This window comes from Morganella sp. GD04133, from assembly GCF_029835375.1.
GTDB lineage: Bacteria > Pseudomonadota > Gammaproteobacteria > Enterobacterales > Enterobacteriaceae > Morganella > Morganella morganii_B.
The window spans coordinates 1-22,204 of record NZ_JAODZS010000050.1 but is presented as its reverse complement, the minus strand read 5'-3'; the positions used below and the strand labels follow the sequence as shown (position 1 = coordinate 22,204).

Here is a 22,204-nt window from a genome sequence, read left to right as displayed (position 1 = left end):
AGGATCGTAAACTGACCGGTTTTTTTACATCCAAACGGTAGTCATTCCTTTTAGTTATAAGTATTGATGAAAATAGCCTAAGAAGGTATAGCCGCGACTTTCCGCGCTTTGCTGAGAAATGGGCAGTATCAGGGCATTGAACTGTTATTTTTTGACTGGTGCCGGTGCATTTTTTGTTATATCGTCACTGAATAGAATAACGTTATAACAATTTGCTCACTTATTCTTTTTTGTAATAATAAAGATGAAAAAGGAGTAAGCAATGTCAAACCTGCACGGAAAGGAATAAGCGGATGAAATTACAGCAGCTGCGCTATATTGTGGAAGTGGTCAATCATAATCTGAATGTTTCCTCAACCGCCGAGGGGTTGTACACATCACAGCCCGGTATCAGTAAGCAGATCCGGATGCTGGAAGATGAGCTGGGCATGCAGATTTTTGCCCGCAGCGGTAAACATCTGACCCATGTGACACCGGCCGGGGAATCCGTTATTCGTATCTCCCGCGAAGTGCTGGCCAAAATTGATGCCATCAAAGCCGTCGCCAGTGAGCACACCTATCCGGAGCAGGGCACCCTGAGTATTGCCACAACACATACCCAGGCACGTTACGCACTGCCGCCGGTGATTAAAGGCTTTATTGAGCGTTACCCGCACGTTTCCCTGCATATGCATCAGGGCACCCCGACACAGATAGCCGAGGATGTCTGCAAAGGTAATAGCGATTTTGCTATCGCGACAGAAGCCCTGCATCTGTATAACGATTTGATTATGCTGCCGTGCTATCAGTGGAACCGGGCTGTTGTGGTCCGCCGTGATCATCCGCTGGCGCAGCGGCGTGACCTGACTATTGCCGATATTGCAGAATATGAGATTGTTACCTATACCCACGGTTTCACCGGTCGCTCCGAGCTGGACAGTACCTTTGAAAAGCAGGGGCTGAAGCCGAAAGTGGTCTTTACCGCAACCGATGCGGATGTGATTAAGACCTATGTCCGCCTCGGACTCGGGATCGGGATTATTGCCAGTATGGCGGTTGACCCGGAAACGGATAAAGATCTTGTCAGTATCGATATGCGGGATAAATTCAGCTACAGCACCACAAAGATCGGATTCCGGCGCGGCAGTTTCCTGAGAACCTATATGTATGATTTTATGTGGCGTTTCGCACCGCATCTGACGCGGGATGTGGTGGATAAAGCCATTGCGCTGCGCAATAATGACGACATCGAAGCCATGTTTAAAGACATTCGGCTGCCGATTGTCTGAATGGGGGTTATCCGCTCCGGCAGGCGCTGAAAACAGGTAAATGATAATAGTCAGGCCACCCGTCAGGTGGCTTCTTTATATTACCGGAGCCTGTGCCGGTAATATAATAAGCTGGTTACTCTGCTTAAGTGTCATTTTACAATGCTGATCACCTTTTTGGTTGTATTGGCTTTTTTCTCAATAGTCTCTTTTTTTTCCAGACTGTCATTTTTGATTTTTTTTGAATCGATATTCAGTGCATCATCGATTTGATGTGTTGTCTGAGTTTTAACGGCTTTTTTCGTGTCACAGCTACCCGAAATTCCGATTTTTTGATCAAGCATTTTGTTACGGGCCGCTTTTTTGAAATCACATTCAGCAAGCGCCGGGGCAGATAATATAAGAAGTGAAATTAATAATCCTATTTTTTTCATGAGCGATATCCTTAAATTAAAGGCAGATTGTAGAGTAAAGCAACAATGGCACAAGAAAATAAGTGTCACAAAATTTTAGCTGCCGGCGACAAAAGAAAGCGGATATTACATTGCCGGGAACCGAGTATATTCCGGATACAGTATCCGGAAAAATGGTTAGTTTTTGTTACATTGAGTTAACAAATTGTGTGGCTGCCCCCGCAAAGATGACGGGAATATGGTATCTTTATAGTGAAAATAATAAGGAAGATACCTGTTTAACCCGGACACACTGTGTGGAGGCGTTATGTCGTTAACCTTAAAGCAACAATGTGAGACCCTGCTGACAGCGGGCGGAAAACACTACCATATCTATCATCTCTCCCGCCTGGCGGAACAGCTCGGCAATCTTGATAAACTTCCCAAATCCCTGAAAGTGCTGGCTGAAAACCTGTTGCGAAATCTCGACGGCGACAGTGTGCAGGTGCGTGATTTACAGGCACTGATTAACTGGCAGAAAACCGGCACCGCTGATCATGAAATTGCCTTCCGGCCTGCCCGTGTGCTGATGCAGGATTTTACCGGTGTCCCGGCGGTGGTGGATCTGGCGGCGATGCGTCAGGCTATCCGCGTTCTGGGCGGCGAAGAAAACAAGGTCAATCCGCTGTCACCGGTCGATCTGGTTATCGACCATTCGGTGATGGTGGATGAATATGCCAGTGAGCAGGCTTTTGCCGATAACGTGGCGATTGAAATGTCACGTAATAACGAACGTTACCGCTTTCTGCGCTGGGGGCAACAGGCCTTTGACCGCTTCCGGGTGGTGCCGCCGGGAACGGGGATCTGCCACCAGGTCAATCTTGAGTACCTCGGGAAATCCGTCTGGTATGAAACCCGTGACGGTAAAACCTATGCCTATCCGGATACCCTGGTCGGGACGGATTCCCATACCACCATGATTAACGGCCTCGGCGTGCTGGGCTGGGGCGTGGGCGGTATTGAAGCGGAAGCCGCGATGCTCGGACAGCCGGTGTCGATGCTGATCCCGGATGTGGTCGGGTTTAAACTCACCGGCCGTTTACGTGAGGGGATCACCGCCACGGATCTGGTACTGACGGTGACTCAAATGCTGCGCAAACACGGCGTGGTGGGCAAATTTGTCGAGTTCTGGGGTGACGGCCTGGCGCAGTTGCCGCTGGCTGACCGTGCCACGATTGCCAATATGGCACCGGAGTACGGTGCAACCTGTGGTTTCTTCCCGGCAGATGAGGTCACACTCAGTTATATGCGTCTGACCGGGCGCAGTGATGACGAAATCGCGCTGGTGGAAGCGTACTGCAAGGAGCAGGGATTGTGGCGTCACGAGGGGGATGAACCGCGCTTTACTTCCGGACTGGCGCTGGATCTGGCGGATGTGCAAACCAGCCTGGCCGGGCCGAAACGTCCTCAGGACAGGGTGGTGCTGGCGCAGGTGCCGGGCGCATTTCAGGCGGCAGTTGATCTGGAACTGAATAAAAAATCCCCGGCGGTGAAAGTACCTGTCTCTCAGCATGGTGACGATTTCACCCTTGAGGACGGTGCTGTGGTGATTGCCGCCATTACATCCTGTACTAACACCTCTAACCCCGGTGTGCTGATGACGGCCGGTTTGCTGGCCAAAAATGCGGTTGAAAAAGGTCTGATCCGCAAGCCGTGGGTGAAAACCTCTCTGGCGCCCGGTTCGAAAGTGGTGACAGATTACCTGCATGCCGCCGGATTCACGCCGTATCTGGATCAGCTGGGATTTAATCTTGTCGGTTATGGTTGTACTACCTGTATCGGTAACTCAGGGCCGCTGGATGCGGAAATCGAAACGGCCATTAAAGAGAATGACCTGACGGTCGGTGCCGTGCTGTCCGGTAACCGTAACTTTGAAGGGCGTATCCATCCGCTGGTGAAAACCAACTGGCTGGCCTCTCCGCCGCTGGTGGTCGCTTATGCACTGGCCGGCAATCTGCACTGTAATCTGGAAACCGATCCGCTGGGTTATGATAAACAGGGCAAGCCGGTGTTATTAAAAGATATCTGGCCGGATAATGCCGCGATTGCCGCTGCGGTGGAAAAAGTGAAAACGGAGATGTTCCGCAAAGAGTACTCGGCAGTGTTTGACGGGGATGAGCAGTGGCAGTCACTGCCGGTGGAAAATACACCGACTTACCAGTGGCAGCCGGATTCCACCTATATCCGCCATCCGCCGTATTTTGAAGGCATGCCGGTTTCCCCGGCACCAGTAAACGATGTGAAACAGGCGCGGATTCTGGCGATCCTCGGTGATTCTGTCACTACTGACCATATCTCCCCGGCGGGGAACATCAAAGCCGACAGCCCGGCAGGGCGTTATTTACAGGCACACGGCGTGAAACCGGCGGATTTTAACTCCTACGGCTCACGGCGCGGCAACCATGAAGTGATGGTGCGCGGGACGTTTGCCAATATCCGTATCCGCAATGAAATGGTGCCGGGTACGGAAGGCGGATTTACCCGCCATATTCCATCCGGGGAAACACTGGCTATCTTTGATGCTGCGATGCGTTATCAGGAATCAGAGACACCCCTGGTGGTGATAGCCGGGAAAGAGTACGGTTCCGGATCCAGTCGTGACTGGGCAGCAAAAGGCACCAATCTGCTGGGTGTGAGAGTGGTGCTGACGGAATCCTACGAACGTATTCACCGTTCTAACCTGATTGGTATGGGTATATTACCGCTGGAGTTTCCGGTGGGAACGGATCGCCGTACACTGGGGCTGACCGGGGATGAGCTGATTGATGTCGGCGGCCTGAACAGCATCACACCAAAACAGATTGTGCCGGTGAAAATTACGCATGCGGACGGACGGGTGACAGAGCTGAATGCCTTGTGCCGTATCGACACACAGACGGAGCTGGAATATTACCGTCACGGCGGCATCCTCTGTTATGTGATCCGGCAGATGCTGGCGTAACCTGTTCAGACGGGTGAAAACAAAGCGCGGTATTTTTGCCGCGCTTTTCTGTTTTTGCAGGTGGATCAGTGATTACAGCCCGGAGACTGGCACAGCATGTGACCCATTTTCTCCGCTTTGGTATCCAGATAGTGGGCATTAGCCGGATTACGGCCGACAATCAGCGGCACACGTTCAGTAATGTTGATCCCGGCCTGAGTCAGAATCTCGACTTTTTCCGGGTTATTGGTCAGCAGGCGGATAGCGTGTACATCCAGCAGTTTGTACATATCAGCGCACAGCGTGAAATCACGCTCATCCGGAGCGAACCCCAGCTTCTGGTTGGCTTCAACGGTATCCAGTCCGGTATCCTGTAATGCATAGGCACGGATTTTATTCAGCAGGCCAATATTACGGCCTTCCTGACGGTGATACAGCAATACACCACGGCCTTCTTCCGAGATCTGTTTTAAGGCAGCTTCCAGCTGAAAACCACAGTCGCAGCGCAGGCTGAACAGCGCGTCACCGGTTAAACATTCCGAATGGACCCGGGATAACACCGGTTCATCACCGCTGATATCACCGAACACCAGTGCCACGTGATCGTGACCCGTGGCAATTTCTTCAAATCCGACCATCAAAAATTCCCCGAACGGGGTAGGTAATTTTGCCTGTGCGACACGTTTTAACTGCAACTCTTTATTCATGATTTATTAACTCATTGATATAAATATCTTTATTTAAACGCACATAATCGTATTGGCGATGTTATTATCTGCGTTGCCCGGGAAATGAAACTGACATTCCCTTTCCGGGTCAAATAACTGAACATGACCATAGTAGTACATCAGTTTGACAAAAATAATATTTATTTTTAACGGAATAATTCAACCCGGATGAAAAACCTGACAAAACCTTTTATTGCCGGTGTCATATTGCTGATGCTGGTACCGCTGGTAACATTGCTCACCGGCTGGCGCTGGCAGCCATCAGGTGATGATGACCTGCTGCGCGGCCTGCGGTATCTGACTGACACGGCGGCGTATCCGCTGGCGATTATCGTATCACTCATTTTTTGTATCCTGTTTGTCCGTTTGTTTCGCGGCAGCAGAAAACAGGCACTGCGTGCGGCAGCACTGATCCTGGTGGTGGTGGCTGCGGGACAGGGCATCAAAGTAGCGATGAAAAACACGATTAAAGAGCCGCGCCCGTATGTGGTCTGGCTGGCACAGCAAAATAGTGTGTCAGAAAACGAATTTTATGACCTTTCCCGGAAAGCGCGGGCACAACTGCTGAATAATACCGTGAAAAATCATTATCAGGTGCCCGGCTGGCTCCTGAAGCACTGGAAGAGCGAAACCGGCTATGCATTTCCGTCCGGTCATGCACTGTTTGCCAGTGCGTGGGCGCTGATACTCTTTGTGTTTTTCACGGCACAGGGCCGCCGCGGGCTGGCCGGTGTGATTCTTCTGTGGGGGATCCTGACGGAATACAGTCGTCTGGCGCTGGGGATGCACTGGCCGTCTGATATCATGATGTCGGTGATGATTAATGTGATCCTGGCAGGGCTGTTTTTCATCTGGCTCAGTAAACAACGTGAAAATGGCGTGCAGCTGCCACCACAGGCCTGAAATCATGTTATTATAGGGTGTATAAAACGTGTTACCGTTATTCTGTGCGGATACCGGCAGAAAAGCGGAAAAAACTCGGGAACACAACAAATTACTTTTATTCCCCCCGGGGGAAATGGTAACTTAAGGGATTAGTGCGTCTGCAAGAAGCAGGCGTGAAATGCAAGCCTGATAATAGGAACGCCGGTGAAATATTTTCTGATTTTTATCCTTGTACTGGTGGTTTTCATCATTTCGGTGACACTGGGCGCAAATAACGATCAGGTAGTCACATTTAATTATCTGATTGCGCAGGGACAGTATTCTGTATCCACCTTGCTGGCCGTACTGTTCGGTCTCGGTTTTGTGCTGGGCTGGATTGTCTGCGGTCTGTTTTATTTACGTCTGCGGTTGTCGCTGGCACATGCACGGCACCGGATCAAACGTCTGGAAGCTGACCAGACGGTGCAGTCTTCCGGTTCGGTTGTGCTGCGGGACACCACTAAGGAATAAGCATTATGCTTGAGCTGTTGTTTCTTCTGTTGCCCATTGCTGCCGCATACGGCTGGTATATGGGGCGGCGCAGCGCGCAGCAGAATCAACAACAACATGCTGACCGCCTGTCACGTGACTATGTGGCAGGCGTAAACTTTTTGCTTTCCGATCAGCAGGATAAAGCGGTTGATTTGTTCCTTGACATGCTGAAAGAAGACAGTTCTGCGTTTGAAGCTCACCTGACACTCGGCAATCTGTTCCGTTCGCGCGGTGAAGTGGAACGCGCCATCCGCATCCATCAGTCGTTGATGGAAAGTGCCTCTCTCTCCTATGAACAACGTCTCCTCGCCACACAACAGCTGGGCCGCGATTATGTGGCCGCCGGGGTTTATGACCGGGCGGAAGCCCTGTTTTTACAGCTGATTGATGAGGCGGATTTCAGACAAAGTGCGCTTCAGTCGCTGTTATCGATTTATCAGTCTACCAGCGACTGGAGCAAAGCGATTGATATCGGCGAAAAACTGCTGAAACACGGCGACGCCGGGCAGCGGGAGAATATCGCTAATTTCTATTGTGAACTGGCATTACAGGCGCTGGGCAGTGATAACACGGACGGGGCATTTGCGTATCTCGCCAAAGCTGCCGGGGCGGATAAAAACTGTGCCCGCGTGTCGATTATGCAGGGGCGCATTCATATTGAACGGGCGGAATACAGCAAGGCTGTCACTGTGCTCAAGCGGGTGTTTGAACAGGATAAAGAAATGGTCAGTGAAACACTGCCGATGCTGGAAACCTGTTACACTCACCTTGATCAGCCGGCGGAATGGGCAGAGTACCTGCTGCTTTGTTCGGATGAAAATATAGGTGCGATTGCCGAACTCTATCTTGCGGATATTATTGAACAGCAGGAAGGGCCGGAGATGGCGATCACTTATGTCAACCGGCAGTTGCAACGCCATCCGACCATGCGTCTGTTCTGCCGCCTGATGGAATATTATCTGTCAGAGGCGGAGGAAGGGCGTGCCAAAGAGAGCCTCGGTCTGCTGCGTAACATGGTCGGCGAACAAATCCGGACCAAACCGGATTACCGCTGCGGCAAATGCGGATTTACATCACACGCCCTGTACTGGCACTGCCCGTCCTGCCGGTCATGGGATACGATCAAGCCTATCAGAGGGCTGGACGGACAGTGACAACGTCACATTCACCCGTAATTATTTACCCGAATAAACTCACCAACCACAGGTAATTCATTCATGACATCTCTTCCTTCGCATACAGGTCGTGCAGATATCGCATCGCCTGTTATTGTTGCGCTCGATTACGACAACCCGGACGATGCGCTGGCTTTCGCTGACCGTATTGATCCGGCACAGTGCCGTCTGAAAGTCGGTAAAGAGCTGTTTACCTTCTGCGGGCCGGAATGTGTCCGGGCATTGCAGCAGCGCGGGTTTGAGGTCTTTCTTGACCTGAAATTTCATGATATTCCGAATACCGCGGCGCATGCGGTACGGGCAGCAGCTGAGCTGGGTGTGTGGATGGTTAATGTCCATGCGGCAGGCGGTGAGCGGATGATGGCGGCAGCAAAAGAGATCCTGCTGCCGTACGGCAACGATGCACCACTGCTGATTGCGGTAACCGTTCTGACCAGCATGGAGCAGCCCGACCTGGCCGGAACCGGTATTGATGCCACACCGGCAGAGCACGCGCTGCGTCTGGCAAAATTAACGCAGAACTGCGGGCTGGATGGTGTGGTGTGTTCTGCACACGAAGCAAAACTGATGAAAGAAACGCTGGGCCGGGAATTTAAACTGGTTACACCGGGTATCCGTCCTGAAGGCAGTGATGCCGGTGATCAGCGCCGTATCATGACACCACCGCAGGCGATCAGCGCCGGGGTGGATTATATGGTTATCGGGCGGCCCATTACCCGCAGTGATGACCCGCAGGCGGCTTTGCAGGCCATTAATGCTTCAGTGGGAGTGTTATAAGATGGACAATAATTCACGACTGGTTTATTCCACAGACACCGGCCGTATTGATGAGCCGGAAGTCAAAGCGGCGCGCCCGAAAGGCGACGGCATTGTCCGCATTCAGCGCCAGACCAGCGGCCGGAAAGGTAAGGGCGTGTGTCTGATCACCGGTATTGATTTGGATGATACGGCGCTGAGCAAACTGGCGGCAGATCTGAAAAAACGCTGCGGTTGCGGTGGTGCGCTGAAAGACGGTGTTATTGAAATTCAGGGCGATAAGCGCGATCTGCTGAAGCAACTGCTGGAAGAGAAAGGTTTTAACGTCAAACTGGCGGGCGGCTGATATCATGATAAGGCGTCCGTTGCGGACGCCTGTGTTACTTTCCTGCCTCGTTGCCGATAATCCCGCCGACAGCGGCACCACCGACCGTCCCCAAACCGGAACCGTCCGTCAGGATCGCACCGCTGATCGCGCCTAACTCAGCACCAATCGCAGTATCCTTTTCCTGTTCTGACAGGTTTTTACAGCCGCTGAGTGCCAGCAAGCCACCGGCTATGAGCAATACCACTACTGTTTTCTTCATCTTATTTTCCCGCCTGTTATTCTGTACTGTCACTATAACAACCATGTTATTAATTTCTATCCATATGATTTAAATAAAATTTAAATTCTGCTGAATACGTGAATGAAGCAGATTAATGATAAAAACAACGGCGGGTTATGAGTGAAGCGTATAAAAAAACCGCCGTTAATACAAAACGGCGGTTTTTATCGGTCAGGGATTCCGGTACCGGATCAGAGCGGGCGTGCCAGAATACTGCGGGTTTCCATCTTCACTTCCTCAACTTTCACCGGAATGATGTCATTGAGGCGGTAACGGACTTCGCCTTTAATCAGTACTGAGCCGGTTTCCTGGCTGCACTGGAGTTCATCTTTGACGGGATGAATAAAGGTGCCCGGGATAAAGGCAACGGCACCGTTATCTGTCAGGCGGACACGGACACCTCCACGGGTGATATCAATGATCTCCGCCGGGAACGCGGTATCTGTACCGGCATACGGTTGCAGATAACGGGCATATAACCAGTCACCGACATCACGCTCTGCCATGCGGTTGGCACGGCGGCGCTCTGCCAGGTGCTCGGCCAGGGCTTCAGCCGGTTTTTCCGCAGACTGACCGGCGATAATAGCTTTCAGCAGACGGTGATTAACAATATCACTGTATTTACGGATAGGGGATGTCCAGGTCGCATAACCATCCAGTCCCAGGCCAAAGTGCGGGCCTTTTTCCATGCGGACTTCGGCAAAGGTCTGGAAGCGGCGGATACGGCTGTCGAGGAACTGCGTTGGCTGGTTATCCAGCTCCCGGCGCAGACGGCAGAAACCGTCGAGAGTCAGTAATTCTTCCGCACTGAAGTGAATACCGTTTTCGGCGAGAAGGGCAACGGCCTGACTGATGGTCAGCGGATCCAGCCCGGTGTGCACGTTATAAACACCAAAGCCGAGTTTTTTATCCAGAACCTGCGCGGCACAGATATTGGCGGTGATCATCGCTTCTTCCACAATGCGGTTGGCACTGCGGCGCTGTTCCGCCACGATATCTGTCACTACGCCGTTTTCATCAAGGATAAAACGGTAATCAGGACGATCTTTAAAGACCAGCGCATGAGTTTCACGCCAGTGATGGCGGCGCTGATACATATCCTGCAACAGGGAAATCTGACGGCGGATCGTTTCATCCGTTGTTACGCGGTCAGCCACCCCTTCCAGCAGATCGGAAACATCGTCATAAGCCAGCTTGGCTTTGGATTCAACCCAGGCAGCGAAGAACACGGCATCATCCGCCAGAGAGCCATCTTCATTAACAGACACCTGACACACCAGCGCCGGACGGCGCACATGCGGATGCAGCGAACACAGGTCATCAGACAGGTTACGCGGCAGCATCGGGATATTAAAGCCCGGCAGATAGTTGGTAAATGCCCGTTTATGGGCAATAGCGTCCAGCTCGCTGCCGGCCGGGATGTAGCTGGTCGGGTCAGCAATCGCAATGGTCAGCTGAAGCTGATTGTTATCACCGGTAGTGATGTAGAGTGCATCATCCATATCTTCGGTGGATGCACTGTCGATAGTGACAAAATCCAGATGTGTCAGGTCAGTGCGCGGCAGATCATCATCCGCCATCGTTACCTCAACCGGCTCAGGTTCTTTCAGAGCGTGCTGGTGACGGGTCAGCGTGACCCACCATGGTGCATAATGGTCATCGGCATCAGTGATAAACCCGGTAATTTCCGCGTGGAAGCTGCGATCACCCTTCAGAGGATGGCGGCGCATTTCCGCAACCGCCCAGTCACCCTGACGAAACTCATGATCAACGCCCTTTGCCGGACGGCAGGGAATGGCGTCTTTTAACAGCGGATGATCAGGAATGATCCAGAGACGGTCATCATTTGCTTTGCGCTGCACACGGCCGACAAATCTGTCCAGAAATGGGGTGACCAGAGCTTCCGGCTCTGCCACATCTTTATTATTCACCGTGTGAATAGCCGCTGTGATGCGGTCGCCGTGCATGACTTTTTTCATCTGCGGCGGCGGAATAAAATAGGATTTTTGTCCGTCAACTTCCAGGAAACCGTAGCCTTTATCGGTACTTTTTACGATCCCTTCGACACGCAGTGTTTTATCGTGGAGCTGTTGTTTTAGCTGAGCTAACAGCGGGTTATCTTGAAACATAGGTTCCCGTACTGGTTGGGTGAGCGAATTTAAGGTTATTTTTACGCGAATTTACGCTGCCCGCAAGCACAGAGGACAATTTCTGTTTAAAGCGCAGCAGATTAATCTTCCGGATACACTTTTTCGCTGAATTCACACAAATCCTCAATGATGCATGAACCGCAGCGGGGCTTGCGGGCAACACAGGTGTAACGCCCGTGCAGTATAAACCAGTGGTGGCAGTCAACTTTAAATTCTGCCGGAACAACCCGCAATAATTTTTGTTCCACTTCATCCACGTTTTTACCGGGGGCAAATTTTGTGCGGTTACAGACACGAAAAATATGGGTATCAACAGCGATAGTCGGCCAGCCGAACGCAGTATTGAGTACCACATTGGCGGTTTTCCGCCCCACACCGGGCAGTGCCTCAAGTGCGGCTCTGTCTTCCGGCACCTCGCCGTTGTGCAGCTCAACCAGCATCCGGCAGGTTTTGATCACATTTTCTGCTTTGGTATTAAATAATCCGATGGTTTTAATATAGGATTTCACGCCGTCCACACCCAAATCCAGGATAGCCTGCGGCGTATTGGCAACAGCATACAGCGGTCGGGTGGCTTTATTGACACTGACATCCGTTGCCTGGGCGGATAATAAGACGGAGATCAGTAATTCAAACGGAGAATCAAACAGCAGTTCGGTGGTGGGTTGCGGGTTGTTGTCCCGCAGGCGGGTCAGGATTTCAATACGTTTTTCTTTATTCATAACGACATTGGCTCATTCATGATAAAAGCAGATTCCGGGAAAGGAATCTGCTTAATGATACAGTTATTTGACCAGATGGCTTCCGCATCCTTTTTCTGTTTCATATTGCGGAGCGGCAGGCGCATTTTTGCGCTTTTTCATTTTCTCATCAATCAGATACTTACCCGCCAGCATTAAGCCCAGCCCGATAAAGGCCCCCGGCGGCAGCATCGCCAGCAGGAACGGGGTATCAAGGTGCAGCACATCGATACGCAGTATTTTTGCCCAGTCACCGAGCAGCAGATCCGCACCGTCAAACAGGGTGCCGTTGCCGAGGATTTCGCGCATGGCACCGAGCACAAACAGCGCGGCGGTGGCACCAAGCCCCATTGCCAGGCCGTCAATCGCAGAAGGATAAACGGCATTTTTGGCAGCAAAGGCTTCGGCACGGCCAATAACAATACAGTTGGTCACAATCAGCGGGATGAATATACCGAGCGACTGATATAAGCCGAAAGCATAGGCGTTGATCAGCAGCTGCACTGCGGTCACCACAGAGGCAATCAGCATCACATAGATAGGAATGCGGATTTCTGACGGGATCCAGCGGCGCAGCGCGGAAACCGCCACGTTAGTGCAAATCAGCACCAGCGTGGTGGCCAGCCCCAGCCCCAGTGCGTTGGTAACAGTAGAGGAAACCGCCAGCAGCGGACACAGCCCCAGTACCTGGACGAGGGCGGAGTTGTTCTTCCATAATCCGTCGGCGAATAATTCTTTAATCTGACTCATTATTCTGCTCCGCATTGAGGTAAATTGTTCAGCAGTGGCGGCAGTGTCTGCATATAATCCGCTGTTGCGCGGACAGCATTGACGACTGCACGCGGCGTGATGGTAGCACCGGTGAACTGATCAAAATCCCCGCCGTCTTTTTTCACTGCCCAGTGCGGGTCATTGGCGGATTCAATCTGTTTACCGCTCAGTGACATGATCCAGTCTGAAATCCGGGTATCAATTTTATCACCCAGCCCCGGTGTCTCTTTGTGTTCGGTGACACGGGAGCCGAGCACGGTGCGGTTAAAATCAGCGGCAACCAGCAGCTGAATATTGCCGGAATAGCCATCCGGTGCGGTGGATTCCAGCACAGCGGCGACCGGTGTGCCGTCTTTGCGGGCAATATACAGGCGGTGCGGTAGCGCATTGCCCAGTGCCGGATCGGTGACCAGATAGCACTCTGCAATCACATCATTATTATAAACCGATTCCGGCAGGATTTCGGCAAACAGCGCCTTTTGCTGTGCGGCGGCCTGCTTATCAATTTCCGGTTTTGTCAGAGTATAGACAAAACCGCTCAGCCCGGTGGTACCGGCGGCAAACAGCGCTAGGATCACCCCGTAACGGCGTAATGTTGCGATCATTTGTTCCCCCGTTTGTGCCCGTAAACACGCGGTTGTGTGTAGGTATCGATCAGCGGTACGGTGATATTGGCCAGCAGAACGGCAAATGCCACTGCATCCGGATAACCGCCGTAAACACGGATAATCCACAGCAGCAGTCCGATCAGCATCCCGTATATCAGGCGGCCGCGCGGCGTGGTGGAGGCGGTGACCGGGTCGGTGGCGATAAAAAATGCCCCGAGCATGGTGGCCCCGGAAAACAGCTGAATAACCGGGGTGGTGAAATGTGATGGATCAATCAGATAGCCGATGGCGGACAGTACCGCGAGTGTTCCCAGTATGGCAACCGGGATCTGCCAGGCAATCACTTTGCGGTTGAGCAGAATGCAGCCACCAATCAGGTAACCGATATTCACCCACTGCCAGCCAATACCGGCGACAGAGCCCTGTAAAACAGGCTGTATCAGGATCTCTGACATGTCGCGGGTCAGCAGGCCGGTTTTGAAGCTGTCGAGCGGGGTCGCCTGGCTCATGCCATCCGCGCCGGCACGTAACTGCTCAAGTGTTAAGCCGCCATCAGATAACCCGGTGAAAATCACATGCAGACTGTCACTGAGTGAAACCGGGGTGATTTGCAGACTCTCCGGCGGCAGCCAGCTGGTCATCTGTACCGGGAAGGAGATCAGCAGCACCACATAACCGACCATTGCCGGGTTAAACGGGTTTTGCCCGAGGCCGCCATATATATGTTTGGCAATAATCACGGCAAAGAATGTACCGATAACAATGATCCACCACGGTGCCAGCGGCGGAATACTGACAGCCAGCAGCACCGCCGTGACCAGCGCGGAGTTATCCTTCAGATACGGCATCACCGGCTGATTGCGCAGCCGGATAGCAATACTCTCAGTGACCAGCGCAGTCACAACCGCAATCAGAATCTGAAACAGGGTACCGGTGCCGAAAAACCAGAGTTGAGCGGCAACTCCCGGGATCATAGCAATCACCACCCACAGCATGATGGCGGATGTGTTGTCGCGGTTATGCGTAAACGGTGATCCCGCAATTTTCAGCCGGTGCGGGGCGTTTGAGGAAACGGGCCTAAATTTCATGCTTATTTCGCTTCATTAATCAGTGGTTTCTTCAGAATGTTGTGCAGCAGCCTGAGCGGCTTTCTTCGCTTTGGCGCGGGCAATAGCAGCAGCGACAGCGGCTTTGCGCGGATCCGTTTCTGTTTCTGTTGCCGGTTGTGCAACTTCCGCCGGTACTTCGGCAGCTTGCGCGGCTTTTTTCGCTTTGGCGCGGGCAATAGCAGCAGCGACAGCGGCTTTGCGCGGATCCGTTTCTGATTCCGCTGCCGGTTGTGCAACTTCCGCCGGTGCTTCGGCAGCCTGCGCGGCTTTCTTCGCTTTGGCACGGGCTATCGCGGCAGCGACAGCCGCTTTGCGCGGATCCGTTTCTGTTTCTGTTGCCGGTTGTGCAACTTCCGCCGGTGCTTCGGCAGCCTGCGCGGCTTTCTTCGCTTTGGCACGGGCTATCGCAGCAGCAACAGCCGCTTTACGCGGATCCGTTTCTGTCTCTGCAGCCGGTTGTGCAGCTTCCGCCGGTGCTTCGGCAGCCTGAGCGGCTTTCTTCGCTTTGGCACGGGCTATCGCAGCAGCAACAGCGGCTTTGCGCGGATCCGTTTCTGTTTCTGTTGCCGGTTGTGCAGCTTCCGCCGGTGCTTCGGCAGCCTGCGCGGCTTTTTTCGCTTTGGCACGGGCAAGGGCGGCAGCCACTGCGGCTTTACGCGGATCGGTATCTGTCTCTGTTGCCGGTTGTGTGGCGTCAGCCGCGAGAGCCGCTTTCTCTGCCTGACGTGCGCGTGCCTGTGCTTTACGGGCTTCACGGGCAGCAATTACGGCGCTGTTATCCGGTAAGACGGAGGGATTAACAGAAACCGTCATCCCTGCATTACTGTCCTTGGCTTTCACACGGGCAAGGGCGGCATTGATAGCGGCACTGTCTTTTTCATCCACCTGAACAGCCGCATTTTTATGACGGGCTTCGCGGGCTTCTTTTTCCCGTGCCATTCGTGCCTGTTTGGCTTCAAAGCGGATTTTGGCATCGGCAGCGCGTTGGGCTTCTTCGCGGATCTCAATAACCTGTGCTTTTTCCTGACGGTAATACTGCACCAGCGGGATGTTGCTCGGGCAGACCCAGGCACAGGCACCGCATTCGATGCAGTCAAACAGATGGTGTTGCTCTGCTTTTTCGTGTTCGTTACCTTTACTGAACCAGTAGAGCTGCTGCGGCAGCAATCCGGCCGGACAGGCATCCGCACAGTGACTGCAACGAATGCAGGCTTCTTCCGGCGCAGCAGGCTCCATCTCATTTGTGGTCGGTGCCAGAATGCAGTTACAGATTTTCACCACCGGCACATCCAGATCCGGCAGGGTAAAGCCCATCAGCGGGCCACCCATCACGACCATTTGTTCATGCTGCGGATGGAAATCAGCCTGTTGCAGCAGGAAACGGACCGGTGTACCGAGTCGTGTCCAGAAGTTGCTCGGTGATCCGACCGCTTCGCCGGTCACGGTTACCACGCGCCGGATCAGCGGTTCGCCGTCGGTAATGGCGCGTTTGATGGCAACCACCGTTCCGACGTTCTGCATCAGTACGCCGATATCAGAGGAACGTCCGCCGGACGGCACTTCGCGGCCGGTGAGGATTTTGGTCAGCTGTTTGGCACCGCCGGACGGGTATTTAGTCGGGATCACCCGCACGAAAATCTGTTTTTCACCGGCAGTAACCTCGCGCAGTGCGGCGATCGCCTCCGGTTTATTGTCTTCAATACCGATAAGCACCTGTTCCGGTTCCAGAAGGTGCATCAGAATACGGATACCGGTGAGAATTTCCCCGGCATGCTCCTGCATCAGACGGTCATCCGCCGTGATATAAGGCTCACACTCCGCCGCATTGATAATCAGGGTGCGGATAAGATCACCACCGCCTTTCAGTTTATTTGCGGTCGGAAAGCCCGCGCCGCCGAGACCGGCAATTCCGGCCTGATGAATACGGTCAGTGAGTTCCGTTTTGGCGAGAGCAGTGAAATCCGTGGTTTTTTCTGCCGGATACGGGGTATCCAGCCCGTCAGTCCGGATGCGGACACACGGCGCGGTCAGCCCGGACGGATGCGCGGTCACACAAGGCTCCACAGCGGTCACGGTGCCGGATGATGAGGCATGCACCGGCAGGCTGCGGCCGGTTCCGCGTGTCAGCGGCTGACCTTTCAGAACATGGTCGCCGGGGCTGACCAGTACATCACCTTCGTTGCCGATATGTTGCTGCAACGGAATAATCAGTTCGTCCGGTACCGGGCATACCCGCATCGGTGTCCGGCTGGACTGTAATTTCATTTCCGGCGGATGAATGCCGCCGTCAAAATCCCATACCCGGTCTTTTTTCAGAAAATTGAGCAAATTGAACATAAAACTTACGACGCCTCAATCTGAACAGGTTTGACAGGAGTACTGCGGGTATCCGCCGGAATATTTCTGACCGGAATGGTGTTTAAATCCCACTTCCAGTTACGCGGGGTGACGGCGACCGGGATCATCTCAATGCAATCTGTCGGGCAGGGGGCGACACACAGGTCACACCCGGTACAGAGATCTTCAACCACGGTGTGCATGGCGCGGGTGGCACCGATAATCGCATCCACCGGACACGCCTGAATACATTTGGTGCAGCCGATGCACTGGTCTTCGTGAATAAAGGCCACTTTGCGCACCGGGTTGAGTACGGATTCGTCACCGTCGAGCGGTTGCGGATCCACACCCAGCATATCCGCCAGTTTCAGCATCACCTGTTCGCCGCCGGGGGCACAGCGGTTTATTGCGCCGCCATTGGCAACCGATTCCGCATACGGGCGGCAGCCCGGAAAACCACACTGCCCGCACTGACTCTGCGGCAGAATGTCATCAATTTTATCCACAATGGGATCTTCCTCCACTTTAAACCGGCGGGAGGCGTAACCCAGTATCAGACCGAATGCCAGACCCAGCAGGCTGAGTACGGCAACGGCAATCCAAATCATTGTCATCAGAATTTCACCAGACCACTGAAGCCCATAAAGGCCAGAGACATCAGACCGGCAGTGACCAGCCCGACAGACGCCCCGCGGAAAGGCGCGGGCACATCTGCCGTTGCCAGCCGCTCACGGATAGCGGCAAACAGCACCATCACCAGGGAGAAACCGGCTGCCGCACCAAAGCCGTAAACGGCGGATTGCAGGAAATTATGCGACAGATTGATATTCAGCAGCGCCACGCCGAGAACCGCACAGTTGGTGGTGATCAGCGGCAGGAAGATCCCGAGCAGCCGGTAGAGTGCCGGGCTGGTTTTACGTACCACCATTTCGGTGAACTGCACCACCACGGCGATCACCAGGATAAAGCTCAGTGTGCGCAGATAGAGAATATCCAGCGGGATCAGGATAAAGGTGTCCATCAGCCACGAGCAGACGGAAGCGAGTGTCATCACAAACGTGGTGGCAAACCCCATGCCTATCGCGGTTTCCAGCTTTTTGGAGACCCCCATAAAGGGGCATAATCCTAAGAATTTGACGAGTACGAAGTTGTTAACCAGCACCGTCCCGACAAAAAGTAATAAGTAGTCAGCCATTACAATGCCCAAAGCGAGTCTTTAAAAACAGTCAAATAAAGCACATAAAAAACCGGGATCCCCGGTAAGCGGGGTGAATAATAGCAATCCCCGGGCATCCGGGGTTATCGGGATTGTGTGAAAGCACGGATAACTGTGTGTATCAGAATGAAAAAGCGGCAAAACTGACGAAAACCGGGCACAGTATTTGCGTCACGGAATCAGTTAGTGGTACTTTTCAGAAGGATGACAGATTCTGAAAGCATGTTTTTATCCGTTAACATGACAATCCCCCGGAGGGAGTGATGACGAAAATACTGAAAGTGGGCCTGATCGGATACGGTTTTGCCGGAAAAACATTCCATGCGCCGTTTATTGTCAATAATGCCAATATGGAACTGGCCAAAGTCGCGAGCAGTGATGCTGCCAAAGTGCATGCAGATTATCCGGATGTACAGGTTGTTGCCACGCCGGAAGCTATTTTTGCCGACCCGGCCATTGACCTCGTCGTGATCCCGACCCCGAATGACACCCATTTCCCGCTGGCGCGGATGGCGCTGGCTGCCGGTAAGCACGTGGTGGTGGATAAACCCTTTACCCTGACATCGGAAGACGCATTTACCCTGGCAAAACAGGCGGATGATGCCGGGCTGGTGTTATCTGTTTATCATAACCGCCGTTTTGATTCCGGGTATCTGACGCTCAAATCCCTGTTTGACAGTAAAAAACTCGGGGATATCAAATATTTTGAAGTCCATTTTGACCGTTACCGCCCGCATCCGCAAAAACGCTGGCGTGAAGCAGCTGCATTGGGCAGTGGTATCTGGTATGACCTGGGCTCTCATCTGATTGACCAGGCACTGCAGTTTTTCGGCAAACCAACGGCGATCACCGCCGACCTGGGGATGATACGTCCGGGCTCTGAAGCAGTGGATTATTTCCATGCGCAACTGCACTATCCGGATGTGAAAGTGATACTGCATGCCACCACGGTCGCGGCAGCGGAATCCCCGGTGTATATCGTTCACGGTATGAAAGGCAGCTATGTGAAGTACGGGCTGGATCCGCAGGAGAATGCACTGAAAGCAGGGCAGATGCCGGTCGGTGTCAACTGGGGGCATGACAGCCGTGACGGGGAACTGAGCCTGTCACCGGATGGCGTTGAAGTGATCACGGAAACGTATCCGAACAAAGCCGGGCACTATGGCCGCTATTACGCAGAAGTGGCAGAGGCGATTATCAATAATGGCCCGAACCCGGTGACCGCGCAGGAAGGGGCGGAAGTTATCCGCATTATTGAGGCCGGTATGGAATCTCACAAAACCGGACGAACAGTGACACTGTAACAGACTATCGTTTAATTTTAATGCAGACAAAAGTGGATAACGCATGACAAACTGGTGGCAGAAACTGCGGTTAGATCCGTTCCTGGTCATAATGATCACGGTTGTTATTTTGGCGTCACTCTTTCCGGCAACCGGCAATGTGGCGACCGGATTCCGCTATCTGACCACCGCCGCGATTGCGTTATTGTTCTTCTTCCACGGCGCAAAACTCTCGCGGGAAGCGATTGTGACGGGGATGGGGCACTGGCGTCTGCATCTGATGGTGTTCTCCAGTACCTTTATCCTTTTCCCGCTGCTGGGGCTGGGTTTGCAGTTTCTGGTGCCGGAATGGATGTCTCCGGCCATTTACATGGGTTTCTTATACTTATGTGCCTTACCCGCGACAGTACAATCTGCTATCGCCTTTACCTCTGTCGCGGGCGGTAATGTGGCGGCGGCGATTTGCAGTGCATCTGCCTCCAGTATTCTTGGGGTGTTCTTATCACCGGTGATTATCGGTTTTATGATGGAAACGCAGGGCGCGCATGATCTGGATACCCTGGGGGCTATCCGTTCTATTTTATTGCAGCTGATGCTGCCGTTTGTGGTCGGGCACCTTTCCCGTCCGCTGATCGGTAAGTGGGTGGATCGCAATAAAAAAATCATTAATAAAACGGACCGCACCTCTATTCTGCTGGTGGTGTATGTCGCTTTCAGCGAAGCGGTTGCTGAAGGGATCTGGCAGCAGATTGATGCAATGTCTATTCTGCAGATTGCTGTGGTGTCGTGCGGGCTGCTGGCGATTGTATTAGTGATCAACGTGTACGGTGCGCGGGCACTGGGTTTTAATAAGGCTGATGAAATCACGATTGTCTTCTGCGGTTCGAAGAAAAGCCTGGCAAACGGCGTACCGATGGCAAACGTAATGTTCCCGCCTGCCGTAGTCGGTATTCTGGTGCTGCCGCTGATGTTGTTTCATCAGATCCAGCTGATGGTGTGTGCGGTGATGGCGGCGCGCTATGCGCGACAGGGAAAAGAACATTCACAGGAGTCATGATGAGCAGGATTATGGCAGGATGCCTTGTGCTTCTTTTTGTCAGTTTCTTTGCCCGTGCGGATCTGCAACCGCTGCCGGAACTGAAACGGGCGCGGGTTATTGACAGCACCGGTCTCCTGACCGGCCCGCAGTTTACACAGCTTAACCGGCAACTCACTGAGTACGAACTGAGCCGCAATGACGGCAGTCAGTTTGTGGTGTTTATTGTGCCGTCAACCGGCGGGGAAAGTATTGAGACATTCGCACACCGTGCATTCAATACCTGGAAAATCGGTCGTAAAGGTCAGAATAATGGTCTGTTGCTGGTCGTGGCGGTGAATGACCGTAATCTGCGTTTTGAGGTCGGTTACGGCCTGGAAGGTATTCTGCCGGATGTCTCCGCAGGCCGTATTATCCGTCACCGTATCACGCCTGAATTTAAAAAAGGCCGTTATTTTACCGGGATTGAAGCGGGTGTGACTGATGCCATTGATATTATCAGCGGAAGTGAACCGGCATATATCAGATCAAATGCTTCCGGAACAGAACCTTTAAAAATCGCACGGCTGACCGTTATTTATTTTCTGACATTTATTACGGTGTATCTCTGGTCATTGTTTATCGGTTCCGCCGGTCGTAAGAAAAGAATAGAAAAGCAGGTTATTAATGATATTGAATACCTGAAAGAGGAATATGCAAAATCCAAAAATAAGAAAAAACGTCAGCCCGAACGGGCAATACGCCTGACTCAGAAGCGCCTGACGGCATTTTTACATCACAAATATATATACCCGTCACTGGTCGGTCAGGCGGTCGCTGTATTAATTTATTCGGTTCTGATTTTTATAATGACGCGGGTTCTGATAGACGGAGACCCTGATCCGGACGCATTATTCATCAGTATCATGATGCTCGTTTTTCTGAATGTATTTGGCTCACTGTTTCTGTGTTTTATATTATATGTATTAATTCCCGGATACCGGATTCAGGAAGCGGAAATACGGAAACTAACCGGTGTTACAGCCGGTGCCGGAAGCGGATATTCATCCGGTTCTGATAGTGGCAGTTACAGCAGCTCCGGCGGCAGTTCCGGAAGCAGCGGGTCTTCCGGGGGCGGAGGTGGCAGCAGCGGTGGCGGCGGTGCTTCCGGGAGCTGGTGATGAGAAATACCGGGCGGCGCTGTCTGACCGCCCGGTATAAAGAAAACAGCCTTGTTTATCACACTGCCATCCCGGCGGGTTTTAACGACAATACAGTCTGTATAAACACTATGATAGCCTGTATCGTGTTAATCAATGACACTCACCTCCAGCGCGGACTCGTGATAAGAGACGGCGAACCGGGTTTGAACGTTTTTTTCTGCCCTGCAAAATGACGATAGAAATCAGCATTTTTTGCAGTATAAGCAAGATAACGGGTTGCTGTTGTAAAAGAGTCTGCATTTCTCACCGCGTCCAGACTTCCCCGGGCACGTCGTTGTTTGATCGTTTCTTCAGGCTCTCCTCTGCCGGTCTGCAGTTTTTCTGGTTCAAGAAGGGCGAGCATAGCATTTACATCATGATACCCCTCATTTTTCGCCACCCCGATATACGCCATATCTTCCGTGTCCAGGCGGATGTGAGACATTTCATGAATTAAGATATGCGCTAAAT

General features: G+C 52.6%; 22 protein-coding genes. 10 read left to right on the top strand and 12 right to left on the bottom strand.

Annotated features, from left to right (window positions below):
• Window positions 1–293 precede the first annotated feature (293 nt).
• Entirely contained in the window at window positions 294–1,268 is a 975-nt protein-coding gene (gene cysB / locus N7387_RS19250) for an HTH-type transcriptional regulator CysB (RefSeq protein WP_262861679.1), read from the top strand.
• Between the two features lie 131 nt (window positions 1,269–1,399).
• Here the strand turns inward: cysB and N7387_RS19245 are convergent, their stop codons facing one another.
• Window positions 1,400–1,681, bottom strand: a complete 282-nt coding sequence (locus tag N7387_RS19245) for a hypothetical protein (protein WP_262861680.1) — start codon at window positions 1,679–1,681, stop codon at window positions 1,400–1,402.
• Between the two features lie 286 nt (window positions 1,682–1,967).
• Between N7387_RS19245 and acnA the strand changes: the two genes are divergently transcribed.
• A complete protein-coding gene (gene acnA / locus N7387_RS19240) occupies window positions 1,968–4,640 on the top strand; it encodes an aconitate hydratase AcnA (RefSeq protein WP_279800697.1) in 2,673 nt (890 codons plus the stop codon).
• Window positions 4,641–4,705: 65 nt separating this feature from the next.
• On the opposite strand, the gene ribA is transcribed toward acnA, so the two are convergent.
• The gene (gene ribA, locus N7387_RS19235) at window positions 4,706–5,314 is read right to left on the bottom strand and encodes a GTP cyclohydrolase II (protein WP_024473150.1); all 609 of its coding nucleotides are present in this window, start codon (window positions 5,312–5,314) and stop codon (window positions 4,706–4,708) included.
• Between the two features lie 201 nt (window positions 5,315–5,515).
• On the opposite strand from ribA, the gene N7387_RS19230 reads away from it, so the two are divergent.
• From N7387_RS19230 to yciH, 5 genes are all read left to right on the top strand, one after another.
• Window positions 5,516–6,250, top strand: coding sequence for a phosphatase PAP2 family protein (locus N7387_RS19230; protein WP_262861971.1), 735 nt, complete (start codon window positions 5,516–5,518; stop codon window positions 6,248–6,250).
• Between the two features lie 186 nt (window positions 6,251–6,436).
• Window positions 6,437–6,742: a LapA family protein gene (locus tag N7387_RS19225; RefSeq protein ID WP_262860525.1), complete on the top strand. Its 306-nt coding sequence runs from the start codon at window positions 6,437–6,439 to the stop codon at window positions 6,740–6,742.
• A 5-nt stretch (window positions 6,743–6,747) separates the two neighbouring features.
• Window positions 6,748–7,917 carry a lipopolysaccharide assembly protein LapB gene (lapB, locus tag N7387_RS19220; protein ID WP_262860526.1) on the top strand — a complete coding sequence of 390 codons (1,170 nt, stop codon included), beginning with the start codon at window positions 6,748–6,750 and terminating at the stop codon, window positions 7,915–7,917.
• 63 nt (window positions 7,918–7,980) lie between these two features.
• Complete coding sequence (gene pyrF, locus N7387_RS19215; RefSeq protein WP_262864707.1) at window positions 7,981–8,715, top strand: orotidine-5'-phosphate decarboxylase; 735 nt, start codon at window positions 7,981–7,983, stop codon at window positions 8,713–8,715.
• 1 nt (window position 8,716) lies between these two features.
• Window positions 8,717–9,040 carry a stress response translation initiation inhibitor YciH gene (gene yciH / locus N7387_RS19210; protein ID WP_262860528.1) on the top strand — a complete coding sequence of 108 codons (324 nt, stop codon included), beginning with the start codon at window positions 8,717–8,719 and terminating at the stop codon, window positions 9,038–9,040.
• A gap of 34 nt (window positions 9,041–9,074) precedes the next feature.
• Here the strand turns inward: yciH and N7387_RS19205 are convergent, their stop codons facing one another.
• The 9 genes from N7387_RS19205 to rsxA form a co-directional block, all read right to left on the bottom strand.
• Entirely contained in the window at window positions 9,075–9,281 is a 207-nt protein-coding gene (locus tag N7387_RS19205; RefSeq protein WP_262860529.1) for a glycine zipper 2TM domain-containing protein, read from the bottom strand.
• A gap of 212 nt (window positions 9,282–9,493) precedes the next feature.
• Entirely contained in the window at window positions 9,494–11,431 is a 1,938-nt protein-coding gene (locus tag N7387_RS19200) for an exoribonuclease II (protein WP_279800696.1), read from the bottom strand.
• Window positions 11,432–11,532: 101 nt separating this feature from the next.
• Window positions 11,533–12,174 (bottom strand): endonuclease III, encoded by a 642-nt coding sequence (gene nth / locus N7387_RS19195; protein ID WP_004238127.1) that lies wholly within the window; start codon window positions 12,172–12,174, stop codon window positions 11,533–11,535.
• Between the two features lie 63 nt (window positions 12,175–12,237).
• The gene (locus N7387_RS19190) at window positions 12,238–12,942 is read right to left on the bottom strand and encodes an electron transport complex subunit E (protein ID WP_025153139.1); all 705 of its coding nucleotides are present in this window, start codon (window positions 12,940–12,942) and stop codon (window positions 12,238–12,240) included.
• Window positions 12,942–13,568: an electron transport complex subunit RsxG gene (gene rsxG / locus N7387_RS19185; protein WP_279800695.1), complete on the bottom strand. Its 627-nt coding sequence runs from the start codon at window positions 13,566–13,568 to the stop codon at window positions 12,942–12,944. Before rsxG ends, N7387_RS19190 begins: the two co-directional genes overlap by 1 nt.
• The gene (rsxD, locus tag N7387_RS19180; protein WP_262882500.1) at window positions 13,565–14,659 is read right to left on the bottom strand and encodes an electron transport complex subunit RsxD; all 1,095 of its coding nucleotides are present in this window, start codon (window positions 14,657–14,659) and stop codon (window positions 13,565–13,567) included. Before rsxD ends, rsxG begins: the two co-directional genes overlap by 4 nt.
• Window positions 14,660–14,674: 15 nt before the next feature.
• Entirely contained in the window at window positions 14,675–17,017 is a 2,343-nt protein-coding gene (gene rsxC, locus N7387_RS19175) for an electron transport complex subunit RsxC (RefSeq protein WP_279800694.1), read from the bottom strand.
• A 5-nt stretch (window positions 17,018–17,022) separates the two neighbouring features.
• Complete coding sequence (gene rsxB, locus N7387_RS19170; RefSeq protein ID WP_262861969.1) at window positions 17,023–17,631, bottom strand: electron transport complex subunit RsxB; 609 nt, start codon at window positions 17,629–17,631, stop codon at window positions 17,023–17,025.
• The gene (gene rsxA / locus N7387_RS19165) at window positions 17,631–18,212 is read right to left on the bottom strand and encodes an electron transport complex subunit RsxA (protein WP_015422727.1); all 582 of its coding nucleotides are present in this window, start codon (window positions 18,210–18,212) and stop codon (window positions 17,631–17,633) included. The genes rsxB and rsxA overlap by 1 nt, the downstream gene beginning before the upstream one ends.
• 284 nt (window positions 18,213–18,496) lie before the next feature.
• Here rsxA and N7387_RS19160 point away from each other — a divergent pair, with 284 nt between their 5' ends.
• Genes N7387_RS19160 through N7387_RS19150 form a run of 3 tightly spaced genes read left to right on the top strand, consistent with a single transcriptional unit; the run spans window position 18,497 to window position 21,712 of the window.
• Window positions 18,497–19,537, top strand: a complete 1,041-nt coding sequence (locus N7387_RS19160) for an oxidoreductase (protein WP_279800693.1) — start codon at window positions 18,497–18,499, stop codon at window positions 19,535–19,537.
• Window positions 19,538–19,580: 43 nt separating this feature from the next.
• A complete protein-coding gene (locus tag N7387_RS19155) occupies window positions 19,581–20,573 on the top strand; it encodes a bile acid:sodium symporter family protein (RefSeq protein WP_262864627.1) in 993 nt (330 codons plus the stop codon).
• Complete coding sequence (locus N7387_RS19150; RefSeq protein WP_279800692.1) at window positions 20,570–21,712, top strand: TPM domain-containing protein; 1,143 nt, start codon at window positions 20,570–20,572, stop codon at window positions 21,710–21,712. The genes N7387_RS19155 and N7387_RS19150 overlap by 4 nt, the downstream gene beginning before the upstream one ends.
• Before the next feature lie 142 nt (window positions 21,713–21,854).
• On the opposite strand, the gene N7387_RS19145 is transcribed toward N7387_RS19150, so the two are convergent.
• A partial coding sequence (locus N7387_RS19145) for a hypothetical protein (RefSeq protein WP_279800691.1) occupies window positions 21,855–22,204 on the bottom strand: 350 nt, incomplete at its 5' end.